This window comes from Paenibacillus sp. Soil787 (genome assembly GCF_001429545.1).
Lineage (GTDB): Bacteria > Bacillota > Bacilli > Paenibacillales > NBRC-103111 > Paenibacillus_E.
This window is the reverse complement of the sequence record NZ_LMSP01000044.1, coordinates 149650-162495: the sequence shown is the minus strand read 5'-3', so window position 1 is coordinate 162495 and position 12846 is coordinate 149650. Positions and strand designations below refer to the sequence as shown.

The following is a 12846-nucleotide window of genomic DNA, read 5'->3' as shown; positions in this document are numbered from 1 at the left end:
AAGCGATGCAAGAAATTAATGTGCTTGCACTTTAAAGGTATAAGTTGTATAAATGATAAACTCACTCCTTTATCTAACATAAGTATCATTATTAATTAATTGATGAAAAGTATCAATATTCGATTTTCTATTGTTATCATTAATTAAATTGATCATTTAGTTTTTCTTTTTTACAAAAACATTATATTTATGTAAAAGTTTATTGTATAAGGAATATTTAGAAATACTATTTTTTCACATAGTACATACTACAATTTGTCTAGATGAACATAAAAGTGAGGTATATCAATGGAGTTTCGACAACTGGAATATTTTTCAGCAATTTGTGAAGAATTGCATTTCACAAGGGCTTCAGAGAAACTGGGTATGAGTCAGCCGACGCTGAGTCATCAAATCAAGATGCTGGAGGAAGAGCTTGGGGTTCCACTCTTCGACCGGATCGGTAAAAAAATTGCGATAACTGAAGCAGGTAAAATTCTTTTAAGCGAATGCAAAGTGATTTTTTCTTCCTTAAAGAATGTCAAAGTGCAAATTATGGAGCTTCAAAAGGTAACCCGCGGAACTTTATCCATAGGTGCACTCCCCGGAGAGCTAACTCAACTCGTTTCGTCTTTGTTGATCGATTTTCATAATATTTATCCTGAAGTGCAAATTAAAATCGTCAATTTCGACGATATTGTAGAACGAGTCATTCAGAATCAAATTGACTTGGCAATCACAATTCTTCCTATCGAAGATGAACGTATTCGTAAACACCCCTTATATAAGGAAGATATTTATTTGACGGTTTCTAGCGACCATTCTTTGGCCGAACGAGAGAGCATTAATTTTGACGAAATCAGCAGATATCCGGTAATTTTGTTCCCCCAAACGCACAAATGCCGGCAAATTATGGATTTAACCAGCAGTACTTGTGGTTTTAATTTTGAGCCAATCATCGAAACGACGGCGATCGAAACCATTATTAGCCTTGTAAAAGCTGGCGCTGGAGTGACCGCCCTATCTAAAACGTACTTGAATATGTACAACGACACACAGTTAAAAGCAATTAAAATTGTAAATCCAACGCTAAGCAGGGAAATTGGCATCATCTACCATAAAGATAAATATATAAGCCAGGCTACCCGGCTGTTTATGGACTTATTATCAAATCATATTATTGAATTAAAGTTGGCGGAACAAAGTACGTTTCAAAACTAGGCTCGATTTTCTTAGACTTTCTAACCAGGAGAGCATTCTCCACTTTTCGTTCAATTGAACTAGAAATAAGGAACCACCTCTGGCGGTTCCTTACGTTATTAATTTCTATGCAACTCGTAACAAACAATCGCAGATCCACTTTGACTTATCATTGATCTGCATTAGAAATAAATTGAGATTTGAGGAGCTGGTGAAACAATAAAGGTTGATTTTTTACGTGAATATTGTCTGTTACCCACCTGTACCTCACTGTCATTATATGCTTCAATAGTACCTCCTCCGATCATTCTTCCGTCCTTCATGACCATTATATAATGGCTAAAAAAAATGGCATTGTCTAACTCATTGTCATGATATAGTGTTTTCATGTTATCTCTACCTTCCATTTTTATTTTCCACTTAACGGATTTAACTCGTTGGTTATCATGTTAATGTTGTATTAGGTTGTAAATCACCTTGGACTTCTCCGCGAGTCATAGCCGTCAATCCTGTTCGTGTTAGTTCCAAGATGCCATAGGGTCCCAGCAGCTCAATTAATGAATTAATTTTATCTTGATCTCCAACAACTTGAATGATTAGACTTTCCAATCCTAAATCAACTATAGAAGCACGAAAGGGTTCAACAATACTTAAAATAACCGGCTTCACTTTAGACACAGCACTTACTTTGATAAGTGATAGCTCGCGGTCAACCAGCGGATAAGCGGTTAATTCAACAATTTGAATAACATCGATTAGTTTATTAAGCTGCTTTTGTACTTGTTCGAGTGTTTTATCATCCCCGGATGTCACAATGATCATACGGGACAATCCAGGTTCTTCTGACTGACCTACAGTTATACTGTCAATGTTGAAACCCCTGCGTCCGAATAATCCAGCAACTCTCTGTAAAACACCCGGATGGTTGTTTACAAGAACAGAAATCGTGTGACGTTTCATCTTTCATCCCCCATAATCATGTCATCTATCGTGGAACCCGGGGCAACCATTGGAAAAACATTCTCATCCTGAGTAACAACAAAATCAATAAGTACAGGACCTGGTGTTTCCAGAGCTTCTTTCCACACCGTACGAGCCTCTTCTTTGTTTGTTGCCCTGAGCCCTTTAACACCATAGGCTTCTGCTAGTTTTACGAAATCTGGACTACCAGAGAGGTCCATATGACTAAAGCGGCTATCGTAAATGATTTCTTGCCATTGCCTTATCATGCCGAGGACCTGATTATTCAGAATAACGATCTTCACGGGAATGTTATGAATAGAACAAATCGCAAGCTCTTGTGCATTCATTTGAATTCCTCCGTCGCCATTGATAGACACCACGAGTCGGTCTGGGGAACCTACCTGTGCCCCTATCGCCGAAGGTAAACCAAAGCCCATTGTTCCAAGTCCACCTGAGGTAATGATCGAACGCGGATGCTTAAACTTATAAAATTGAGCGGCCCACATTTGATGCTGCCCTACGTCCGTAGTGATGATCGCTTCGCCATTGGTCGTTTCGCTAATCATTTCAACTACGAATTGTGGTTTTAAAGTTATTTCCGAATCCGTATAACGAAGAGGATTCTTTTTTTGGTTTTCTTGAATCTCTGTCAGCCATGCTTCAGATTTTGTCGGTTTCGCATGAACGTTAACTTGTTGAAGCACGGATTTCACATCGCCAATACAAGGGATCGCTATTTGAACGATTTTCCCAATTTCTGCTGGATCGATATCAATATGCGCAATAGTTTTCGCCTTAGGAGCAAATCCGCTAGTTTTCATCGTTACTCTGTCGTCAAAGCGTGCTCCTATACTGATGAGAAGATCGCAATTTTGTAAGGCTTTATTGGCTGCGTATGTTCCATGCATGCCCGGCATGCCCATCCATAATTCATGTGCACTTGGAAATCCTCCCAAGCCAAGCAATGTCGTCGTAACTGGTATCCGGGTTTTTTCTACAAATTCGAGTAATTCCTTGGAAGCGTCCGAATATATAACGCCCCCGCCAGCCAGAATGACAGGACGTTCGGCTTCTTCGATAGCCATGAGTAATTTTTCGATTTGTGTTAAATTCGGATGGATGTCCGGTTGGTATCCCCGAATCTTAGGAATATCGAACGGATATTGAAAGATCATCTTTTGGCTCGATACATCCTTTGGTATATCGATCAAAACCGGCCCCTTTCGTCCAGTGGAAGCAATATAAAATGCTTCATGAATAATCTTTGGTAACTCATTAACATCACGAACTAAATAGTTGTGCTTCAAGATAGGCATTGTGATACCGGTAATATCCGCTTCCTGAAACGCATCAGTACCAAGCAGGTCGGTCAAACATTTCCTGTAATCACAACTAATGGAACAGAATCCATATGAGCAGTGGCGATACCCGTAACTAGATTAGTTGCCCCAGGTCCCGATGTTGCAAAGCAAACCCCAACTTTTCCTGTAGCGCGCGCATAGCCGTCTGCAGCATGAATTGCCCCCTGCTCATGACGAGCTATAATATGTTTAAACTCTGGAATGTCACGAATGGCGTCGTAAATGTACAGGATACTTCCTCCTGGAATCCCAAAAACACTATCGACACCTTCAATTAGTAAGCTTCTGATAAGTGCCTCCGATCCTGTTACCATATCGCTCTTCATTAGCCTATTAAGCCATTCATGCTTCGACTGTAGTTCCTCAATCTTTATCATGGTTTTTCCTCCCATTTTCTAAAATATAAAAATCCTTCCATCCCTAACCGCAATGTTATACAGCGATTAGGGACGAAAGGATCATTTCGTGGTACCACCCAGATTCACCGGAAATCTCATGACTTCCAGCCTCATGAAGTCAAAGTAAACCCTTTGACCTCTAGCATAATAACGTGTGCTATACGTATGAGCTTATTACCAGGTTCAAGGTTCAATCTGGTTTTCACTCAAAAGCTCCGAGATGACCGTACAAGGGTTTAAGGCAAAGCTTCCACCAAATCCTTTGCTCTCTGAACTTAAGAGCCCTTGTACTTTATTCTCTTCATCGCATGGAATTATTTGAAATATTTAAAAGTATCTTGATTACCTTGTAGATTAGGTTATCATAAAGTGATCTATTTTGGTTATGAAAAGACTCGATACCTGGTATATCAAAACTAGATAACAAAGGGGATATCAGAATTATGATTGACTTGTTAGAAGGGAGATTTTAGAGTGGAAACGGGATATTCTAGGGATGTTTCAAAATCCCCTGAATATTCGTTTCATCATAAGGCTTCAATATATAATGAAACGCCCGCAGTTTGAATGCTTCAATGGCGTGCTGATCATAAGCAGTGCAAAATATAATTTTCGACTTTACTCCTAGCTATTAGATTATTTCGGCTGCTTGAAGCCCTGTTAAACCAGGCATTTCAATGTCAAGAAAGATAAGATCAGGCTCGTTGGAAGCTTATCGCTTGTCTAACGACTTTCATATGGCTGGCGTTCGTGATCTATAGCTCGCACAATATACGGATTTCATATATGTTTAAGAACGTATATCTTATCGGCTACTTTTACCCCTTCGTTTACATTGTCATACCTTTGATTTTATGGATGATAAGCAGTATACGGCAACGCCGCAAAGCGTCCAGCATCAATTAAAACTCCAGTCTACTTTTTTCCCTTGCATAAAGAGGCCGACCCGAATTTTTACGTTTCAGGTCAGCCCTATTCCTTACTTTCCTTATTTCTTAATTTTTTATCCTAAGCGTTAGATACCCTTGTTATAGTTTTTCTACGCGTCACTCATTGTCGGCTTCCCATCTTGCGACCTCTTCCCGAACTCGCGGTGCGACTTCCTTACCCAATAGTTCAATGGATTTCATAACATCCTCATGTGGCATGCTGCCGGCAGGTAAATGTAGGAAAAATCGTGAGAAGCCTAAATGTTTTTGCATATAAATAATTTTGTTGGCCACCGTTTCGGGATCGCCTACGTAGAATGCGCCTTCTGGGCTGCATGAGGCATCGAATTGTGAACGGCTATAATGTCCCCAACCACGCTCTTTGCTCATTGAATTAAACACTGCCTGAGTGGGAGGGAAATACTTTTCCGCCGCAAGTGAGGTACTCTCCGCAACGAACCCGAGTGAGTGTACGGCTATCTTTAATTTCGATGCATCATGTCCTGCACGAGTAGCAGCGTCCTTATAGAGTGGCACGAGCGGAGCAAATTGCAAGGGGCTCCCGCCAATGATCGCCAAAACGAGAGGTAGTCCCAGTTCCCCTGCTCGTATGACCGATTGCGCATTACCCCCACTGCCAAGCCACACGGGTAAAGGGTTCTGAACTGGACGCGGATACACCCCCAGATTCGTAAGGGCAGGTCGATGCTTTCCTTTCCAGGATATCTTCTCTGAGTCCCTTAATTTTAATAATAGTTCCAATTTTTCCGCGTAAAGCTCATCATAGTCTTTTAAATCATAACCAAACAATGGAAACGCATCGACCATAGAGCCTCGACCCGCGATAATCTCAGCACGACCATTTGAAATACCATCGAGCGTGGCAAATTGCTGAAACAAACGTACTGGATCAACAGCAGAGAGTACGGTAACCGAACTGGTTAAGCGTATCCTTTTCGTCATGGACGCCGCTGCAGCCAGCACAACGACAGTAGCGGAATCCGCAAATTCCTTACGATGATGCTCACCAACCCCAAATATATCCAACCCAACCTGATCGGCAAGGACGATTTCTTCAACAACCTCACGCAACCGCTCCGCATGACTTATTGTCTTGCCCGTTTTAACATCCGGAGTTGTTTCGACAAATGTATCTATACCTATTTCCATTTTCTAATCCCCCTACATACAAAATTTAAGTAAAATCCTTCTTTCAAAAAGAATCTGATCCATCATTATTGGTATTGCCTTCACGATTCTTGATACCATACCCAATTTTCTTCAGCACGTGAATAAGTTCGAGCTTCTCCCCGTCCGTTGCGAAGGACAAATTATTGGAGATCGATTGAACATGCCTTGGGAAGATATTATCAAAGTAGCTTCGCCCTTCAGCAGTCAATGTCACATTCGTTTTTCGTCGATCACCCGGGATGGGGAGTCGTTCCACGAAGCCCTTCTTCTCAAGCTTATCAACCACGTAGGTGATACTACCGCTTGGAATCGTGAAGGTGTCGCTTATTTTCTGGATAGGCTGCGGTCCTTTATTATAAAGAAACTCCAAAATTTGAAAGGTCTCCCCACTGAGGCCATAGCTGTCAATGTCACGTTCTAAGCTCCCGTACAACTCTTTCACCATGTTTCTTATTACGCGTATTAGTTTTAAATCAAGTTCCTTACCCTCAGCATCTCGTTCAGTCATTCTCCATCCCCCTTATCTGGCCTTATTATACAAAGGATATTCAACCAAAGTAGGAACATCAATTAGAAATATTCGAAGCTTTTCTCCTGAAACGCGTATGTTGATTTCTCCTTCTTGTTGAGATTGAACGATCGCAAAGTCTTTATTCTTAAATGAGGTTGGTTCTTGGCCGGATACCCAGATGGAACCACCTATACCTCTAATCGCCAATCCTGCAAGTGTCCGGTTTGGCAATAGCTTATGGATAAATGATGCTCCTGGCTGAATCTCGACGTCGTACATCCGTGCATCTGTTACCAGGTGAAGGATGGGCGAGCCTTCGCCCAATATCGTCTTTACGTTTACCCCATCCTGGCCTGTCTGAAGAAATTTCTCGTGCTTGAACAGCGAATAGGTCGGTTGTCTTCTTACCGCTTCATTCAAGTAAGGCTCAAGCCAAATTTGAAAACCTTCGTAACCCGCTTCGACGCTTTCTGCGTGCTGAATACCCGAGCCTGCTTGCATCAATTGAATATCACCCTGTCCAAGAATGCTTTCGGTACCGAGTGAATCTTTGTGAAAGCCTTGACCGGCAATGCCATATGAAATAATCTCAAACCCCTGGTGAGGATGAAGCCCGATCCCTCCTTTTGCCGCAGCATATGACCAAGACCAATAAAAAAGAGGACCAAGCCTGACCGTAGCAGCCCCTTGCCCCGAAAAACCTAGAGGTTTCTGAGCTTGTATTTTGCCGCGGTCGAATTCTTCTTTAGCTTGATATTCAGGTTCTAATATTTGAATATTCATTTGAAAAACTCCTTTTCTTAAAGGTTTGCTCCAAATCAAATGGACAAAAGCCCCAGATTCCGCCAACCGCAGCAAGCGGGTCCACAAAAAATATATCATATCATTATTATAACTATAATTAAATATAATAATTATATTTATTCTAATACTAGAGTTTATATCTGTCAACCTGTAAAAAGTAGGAACATCTGCGAAGAGAATGTAAACCAATTTCCCTACAACAAGGGGTCCTTCAGCTATTTGCTCGCAAGTTATAAACATACAAATAGGGCAGCAGCCATGAATGGGCTGCCACCCTATTTGGGAGAGCTTTTATTCCATAATATTAATTTTCACATCGATATTCCCTCATAGTCCACCAATGTGACGATACGATCCAAGCGCGAAAGTCCAGTCGCCGATTACTGCGATTTTATGATACGAAAGTGTCTACTTTTTGATCATTTCAGCACTTTCAGCATAGCCCAGATGATACCCAGATGATTGACTAAATGCAGCACAGTTGAGACGATTAACTCCCCGAAATTTTCGCCTTTTAGAAAGTTCTCCTTCACAGATACTTCCAGCTTATCCTTCAACAACTCATGGATCTGGTTAAGCTGTTCTTTCAGCTGAGCGATTAATAAATCCCACGCAGGCGGTTCTTCTTGCCAATCCGATTGTTTCGAACCGTAAGCGAAAAACGCTTGGTAGTTTTCTGGAAGGACCAGAGTTTGCTCTGAAAGACCGAACACATGGAACTCAGTAACCGTAAGAACATGCCCAATATGCCAATGAATGCTGTTGATAAAACCTTCAGGCACAACCTTGCGTTTGTCTTCTGGACATCCCTCAACCAGTTCAAGCAATTGTTTATGGTGTTTGTCTAATATATGGAATACAAATTCATCTCTCATATTTCTCAAGCCTCCTGAATTTTATGATTATTGTTATTTAGTGTCTATTCTTTCCAATCATTTTCACGATTTCTGCCCGTTAAATTGGTCGGCATAAGCGCCATATCCTCTTTTTTCAAGTTCAGTTGCCGGTACAAATTGTAACGCCGCAGAGTTCATACAGAATCGCAGTCCTGTTGGTTGGGGTCCGTCTTTGAACACATCGCCCAGAAAGGAATCAGCATTACGGCTTCTGACCTGGGTAGTCACCGAAAAAAAATCAGTTTTTTCTTTAAAAATAATATTGTTTGGCTCTAAAGGTTTTGTAAAACTAGGCCAGCCCGTACCTGCATCAAATTTGTCCTTTGAGCTAAACAAAGGCTCACCCGATACAATATCCACGTAAATTCCTTCTTCTTTGTTATTCCAGTATTCGTTTTTGAATGGCTGCTCGTCCCTATCATTCTGAGTTACATCATATTGGAGCTTAGTGAGTGATTTTAGCTTTTCCATTTTATTAAAATCTTTATTCAAACCTATCTTTGCTGGAATTTTCACTACTCGTTCGTTGCCCCAAGTTTTATCCAAAAATGAATCGCGACCAGAGCCGAATTCGTTTATCTTGTAGCTGATTGGATTTTTCTTGTAATAGTCCTGATGTTCCTCCTCGGCTCTGTAAAACGTTGATGCAGCTGAAATCTTAGTTACAATCGGTTGTTCAAACCTTTTTGATTCTGCTAATGCATCTCTGGATGCTTCAGCCAACTCTTTCTGCTTATTGCTATTGTAAAAAATAGCGGATTGATATTCATTGCCACGATCAACGAATTGACCATCTGCATCCGTAGGATCAACGTTTCGCCAGAAAACTTGAAGCAGCTCGTCATACGTAATCTGATTCGGGTTATAACGAACTTCCACCGATTCGAGATGTCCTGTAGTTTGAGAACCCACTTCTTCATAGGTGGGATTTTCCTTATGTCCTCCTGTATAACCACTTTCAACGCGCAAGACGCCATCAAGCTTTTCGAAAATAGCTTCCATACTCCAGAAACAACCACCTGAAAAAATAGCGGTTTCGTAATCCGTGCTCGAATTTTCATTAACTGTAGTTAAAACCCCATGAGCCCTCACCATTTCATTTTTGTGAAAAGAACTGTAAAAGGAATAAACAATAAAGACTAATAGAGCGAAGGATAACACATATAATTTCCGTTTTTTAAAATTCAATTTTCCTTTCACCTCCGTGGTATCTAGCAATTTGATTTCTTACACTAAGATTTTAACAAGAAAAGAACGCAAGCAAATCTGTGAAAGGTCATGTTTTCACAAAGAAAAAGGCAGAACATTTGGTCGCCAAAGCATGATAAATCTCACGCTCTATGCCAAAAGTCATGCCTTTGATTATATGGAGTGACGAAATGAATACACTGCAGCTTTTGTTCTATCGAAGACAAGATCATTTTGGGTAGTAGCACTTTGTCTCTAAGCAAACCTTGATAAACGAGCGGTCGATTTTTAACGCATCTACAGTGAAATGCTTTAAATAGTTTAATGAAGAATATCCCGTACTGAGATCATCGATTGAAACGTAGATTCCCATATCTTTGAACACCTCCAGGGTGTGAAGGATATATTTTTCAACCCTCTTTAGAGCGCTTTCTGGTTCAGTTGCTCAAAGTTTTTTCCTAATAAAAACGGTGTACAATTAAAATGAAAGGAGCTGCCGCGGCAGCTCCTTTCATTTTAATTGTATGATATATCAAGCTTTAAGAATTCGCTGTCCACCTTGAGGTCAGCTCCATTGCCGTAGAATCCCCTACTTATCAAAAGGTAAATTATTTGCAAAAAATATCCGCCTTCTTTTTTAAGTTAAAGCGGATATTAATCCTTCGGCAATCATGTTAAACCTGCTTACATCCCGAAAACTTCTTGCAAGTAATTGCGCACCTTGAAGCGAAGCAAGGAATTGATGGGCTTGCACATTCGCGGCACCTTCAAAGTTTAGATACCCTTCACGCCGCCCCTGATCCATCACTCGTTCTAGCCATTCTAAATTAGCGCTGAAAAGCTGAGCTAGCCCTTCTCGTGTCTTACCTGATAAAGTAGCCAAGTCAGTAGAAATCATGACGCCCAGACAAGTACAATAATCTTGAACAGGGCCGCCGTAAAGTAAAGTGAATTTGCGTAGCTTTTCCAAACTGTTCTGTGTCTGGGTATCGATTTGAGTAATTGCAGAAATAAAATTTCTGTGATACCGTGAAATCAGCGCTTCTCCTAAATCCTCCTTATTTGGGAAATGGTAATGTATACTGGCAGTGCGTATCCCTACTTTTTCTGCAATGTGTGCATAGCTAAATCCGTTAAACCCGACATCCTGAACAATCGACTGAGCAGTATCCAAAATAGCCTCTGCTGTATTTTTAATTTTTGTCATGTTTTAATTCTACCTTTTAGTAGATAGCGTTGTCAACATTGAGTGCTTCTTCAAAAACCGAAAGAATTTGGTTAGTTACGACGAGAGAACCCCTCATTAATTCTGGCCGTGTCAAACCTCAAACCTTTAACATTTAGCTTGTTTGAGCTGCCGGTCGGTTCGGCCTATACCCAACGGCAAGCTAAGCGCCCCCAAGAAGACGATAAAAGCCGCTCCGATTAAAGCGGTGAGGTAGTTGCCATTTCCCGAGATCAGAATACCTCCAACAAGCGGTCCGATAATTTGCCCCAAACCAAAAAAGGTGGTCAGCAAACCTATAATCTTTCGGTTGTTTTTGGGGTATAACTCCTTGGCAAAAGAAATAGACAGCGTCGTTATCCCCATAAAGGTTACGCCGAACAGTATGGCGCCAGCGAATATAGCGGTTGAAGAAGGAATAAGAACTGGAATTGCGATACCTATGGATTGCAGGAGCATGGCAACGGTCAATGTCCACTTTTTTCCCCATCGAGAGGCAAGCATCGACCAACCGATGCACGAAGGCGTCGCGGCAATACCAACCAGTATCCAACTAAATGACGCAATATTGGGGATGTTAGAAACCGACTTGGCGAAAGCTACAAGATAGGTACCGGTAACAATGTAGCCCAAGCCTTCCAAGCCATAGGAAATCATCAAACATATCAAGACCCGCCGAACGGCCGAAGGTTGATGGTCGTGGTCATGAGGAGAGCTTAACGTCTGCGTGCCGGTATGCCACGATTGCGCTGGCAAGGCCCGACAAAAACCGGAGTACAACCCAGGCCTCTAAGCTGTGGAACACACCCATTCCCCATGTGGTAGCAATACAAACGATTAACCCGACGAACAGCAGCATGGATCGGCTTTTAACCCGGACCAGCGTCAGGACAAATGCACCAATCAAATACCCAGAATAATTGCTTGAAGCCAGATAACCCGCACCCGCGGCGGAGAACAGATGGTGATCCATCATCATCGGGAGGATAGGAGTAAAGGCGAACCTTCCGATTCCCATAGCCACCATCAATGCTGCTATGCCTCCGAGCAAAACGATCAAACTCCTTCTCTCCATTCACTTCCCCTCCTATCTCTACTTTCGTCTGTTCATTCAGTCATCATACAATGATTCCAGTTATCATGTATAATACAGAATAGTGATATTAAATATCTTAAATTCAGATGTCTAAATCTAAATATACAGGAGGTCTATATGGATATTCAATTGCTCAAAGTGTTTTTTACCACAGCGCACGAAGGCAGCATTTCTAAAGCAGCTCATAAATTAAACTTTGCCCAATCCAACGTCACCCATAAGATTCAACAGCTGGAGACAGATTTGCAGACTCAGCTTTTTTACCGCCACAATCGGGGCATTACGCTTACCCCTTCCGGTCAAATCCTTGTTTCCTATGCGGAGAAAATATTGCATGTCATTCAGGAAGCCAGATTGGCCGTCGGAGACTCCTCCGCTCCCGCAGGGCCGCTTCATATCGGGTCTCTGGAAACAACTGCCGCCGTTCGACTGCCTACTCTGCTTACCAAGTATCATACCGAATATCCGGCGGTCGACTTCTCTTTAATTACCGGTACTTCCGAGCAGCACATTCATGCCGTTCTTCATTATGAGCAGAACGGAGCATTCGTGGCCGGTCCTGTGGAGCATCCCGATTTGGTTCAGGAAAACGTCATTGATGAGGAGCTGGTACTTGTCACCTCGGTCTCCCATCCGCCTGTTAATTCCATCCATGATATGCAGCTGGCTACGCTTCTCGTATTCCACAGCGGCTGTTCCTACCGGGCAAAATTAAATCAGCTGCTCCAAGATGAAGGCATATTGCCCGTTAAGTTGATGGAATTCGGATCGATTGAAACGATTATAGGCTGTGTAGGCGCCGGCCTCGGCATTGCTCTTCTTCCGCGTTCCATCATAACCGAGTCGGAAAAGCAAGGCCGAATCCGCTGCCATGAGATCCCCGGCAAGCATGCCATAGTCACTACCGTGTTCATCAGGCGCAAAGACGCTTTAATCACGCCCGCATTGTCAGCCTTCTTATCGGAGATACGCGCCCATTTTAGCTAAAGTACTAGAATTGGCTCTTGATAGTGAAAGAGGTACGGCTGAAGAAAATCGCTTGACATGGAGTAAACTCCATACGATAGGATGCAAATGAAAACGAACAAACTTAATATTCAATAAG

At 42.0% G+C, this 12846-nt stretch carries 12 protein-coding genes, 2 pseudogenes and 1 other annotated feature; of the genes and pseudogenes, 2 read left to right on the top strand and 12 right to left on the bottom strand.

The window, feature by feature from the left end:
• Window positions 1–288 precede the first annotated feature (288 nt).
• Entirely contained in the window at window positions 289–1200 is a 912-nt protein-coding gene (locus ASG93_RS27030; protein ID WP_056837071.1) for a LysR family transcriptional regulator, read from the top strand.
• Window positions 1201–1361: 161 nt separating this feature from the next.
• Here ASG93_RS27030 and ASG93_RS27025 read toward each other — a convergent pair whose 3' ends face one another.
• From ASG93_RS27025 to ASG93_RS26975, 12 genes and pseudogenes are all read right to left on the bottom strand, one after another.
• Window positions 1362–1568 (bottom strand): hypothetical protein, encoded by a 207-nt coding sequence (locus ASG93_RS27025; RefSeq protein WP_162262883.1) that lies wholly within the window; start codon window positions 1566–1568, stop codon window positions 1362–1364.
• Between the two features lie 55 nt (window positions 1569–1623).
• Window positions 1624–2139 (bottom strand): acetolactate synthase small subunit, encoded by a 516-nt coding sequence (gene ilvN, locus ASG93_RS27020; protein WP_056837068.1) that lies wholly within the window; start codon window positions 2137–2139, stop codon window positions 1624–1626.
• Window positions 2136–3880, bottom strand: a pseudogene (gene ilvB / locus ASG93_RS27015) (biosynthetic-type acetolactate synthase large subunit). Before ilvB ends, ilvN begins: the two are co-directional and overlap by 4 nt.
• Window positions 3881–3945: 65 nt before the next feature.
• Window positions 3946–4215: a binding site (T-box leader), on the bottom strand.
• 732 nt (window positions 4216–4947) lie between these two features.
• The gene (locus tag ASG93_RS27010) at window positions 4948–6000 is read right to left on the bottom strand and encodes an LLM class flavin-dependent oxidoreductase (RefSeq protein WP_056837066.1); all 1053 of its coding nucleotides are present in this window, start codon (window positions 5998–6000) and stop codon (window positions 4948–4950) included.
• A gap of 43 nt (window positions 6001–6043) precedes the next feature.
• A complete protein-coding gene (locus ASG93_RS27005) occupies window positions 6044–6529 on the bottom strand; it encodes a MarR family winged helix-turn-helix transcriptional regulator (RefSeq protein WP_056837064.1) in 486 nt (161 codons plus the stop codon).
• Window positions 6530–6541: 12 nt separating this feature from the next.
• Entirely contained in the window at window positions 6542–7315 is a 774-nt protein-coding gene (locus ASG93_RS27000) for a pirin family protein (RefSeq protein ID WP_056837061.1), read from the bottom strand.
• Window positions 7316–7755: 440 nt separating this feature from the next.
• Window positions 7756–8211, bottom strand: coding sequence for a DinB family protein (locus ASG93_RS26995; protein ID WP_056837059.1), 456 nt, complete (start codon window positions 8209–8211; stop codon window positions 7756–7758).
• Window positions 8212–8274: 63 nt separating this feature from the next.
• On the bottom strand, window positions 8275–9327 hold the full coding sequence (gene msrA / locus ASG93_RS26990; protein WP_056837678.1) for a peptide-methionine (S)-S-oxide reductase MsrA: 1053 nt from the start codon (window positions 9325–9327) through the stop codon (window positions 8275–8277).
• Between the two features lie 322 nt (window positions 9328–9649).
• Window positions 9650–9829 (bottom strand): annotated as a pseudogene (locus ASG93_RS34500) (EAL domain-containing protein); the annotation flags it as partial.
• Window positions 9830–10057: 228 nt separating this feature from the next.
• A complete protein-coding gene (locus ASG93_RS26985; protein ID WP_056837057.1) occupies window positions 10058–10627 on the bottom strand; it encodes a TetR/AcrR family transcriptional regulator in 570 nt (189 codons plus the stop codon).
• 126 nt (window positions 10628–10753) lie between these two features.
• Window positions 10754–11302 carry a YbfB/YjiJ family MFS transporter gene (locus ASG93_RS26980; protein ID WP_056837055.1) on the bottom strand — a complete coding sequence of 183 codons (549 nt, stop codon included), beginning with the start codon at window positions 11300–11302 and terminating at the stop codon, window positions 10754–10756.
• A 46-nt stretch (window positions 11303–11348) separates the two neighbouring features.
• Window positions 11349–11720, bottom strand: coding sequence for a YbfB/YjiJ family MFS transporter (locus ASG93_RS26975; RefSeq protein ID WP_056837053.1), 372 nt, complete (start codon window positions 11718–11720; stop codon window positions 11349–11351).
• A gap of 138 nt (window positions 11721–11858) precedes the next feature.
• On the opposite strand from ASG93_RS26975, the gene ASG93_RS26970 reads away from it, so the two are divergent.
• Entirely contained in the window at window positions 11859–12728 is an 870-nt protein-coding gene (locus tag ASG93_RS26970) for a LysR family transcriptional regulator (RefSeq protein ID WP_056837049.1), read from the top strand.
• Window positions 12729–12846: the final 118 nt, after the last annotated feature.

Excerpts from the sequence above, each read along its gene's own strand:
- ASG93_RS27000 (WP_056837061.1), bottom strand. The coding sequence starts at position 7,315 with ATGAATATTCAAATATTAGAACCTGAATATCAAGCTAAAGAAGAATTC.
- msrA (WP_056837678.1), bottom strand. The coding sequence starts at position 9,327 with ATGGTGAGGGCTCATGGGGTTTTAACTACAGTTAATGAAAATTCGAGC.
- ilvN (WP_056837068.1), bottom strand. The coding sequence starts at position 2,139 with ATGAAACGTCACACGATTTCTGTTCTTGTAAACAACCATCCGGGTGTT.
- ASG93_RS27005 (WP_056837064.1), bottom strand. The coding sequence starts at position 6,529 with ATGACTGAACGAGATGCTGAGGGTAAGGAACTTGATTTAAAACTAATA.
- ASG93_RS26985 (WP_056837057.1), bottom strand. The coding sequence starts at position 10,627 with ATGACAAAAATTAAAAATACAGCAGAGGCTATTTTGGATACTGCTCAG.
- ASG93_RS26975 (WP_056837053.1), bottom strand. The coding sequence starts at position 11,720 with ATGGAGAGAAGGAGTTTGATCGTTTTGCTCGGAGGCATAGCAGCATTG.
- ASG93_RS27010 (WP_056837066.1), bottom strand. The coding sequence starts at position 6,000 with ATGGAAATAGGTATAGATACATTTGTCGAAACAACTCCGGATGTTAAA.
- ASG93_RS26995 (WP_056837059.1), bottom strand. The coding sequence starts at position 8,211 with ATGAGAGATGAATTTGTATTCCATATATTAGACAAACACCATAAACAA.
- ASG93_RS26980 (WP_056837055.1), bottom strand. The coding sequence starts at position 11,302 with ATGATTTCCTATGGCTTGGAAGGCTTGGGCTACATTGTTACCGGTACC.
- ASG93_RS27025 (WP_162262883.1), bottom strand. The coding sequence starts at position 1,568 with ATGAAAACACTATATCATGACAATGAGTTAGACAATGCCATTTTTTTT.
- ASG93_RS26970 (WP_056837049.1), top strand. The coding sequence starts at position 11,859 with ATGGATATTCAATTGCTCAAAGTGTTTTTTACCACAGCGCACGAAGGC.
- ASG93_RS27030 (WP_056837071.1), top strand. The coding sequence starts at position 289 with ATGGAGTTTCGACAACTGGAATATTTTTCAGCAATTTGTGAAGAATTG.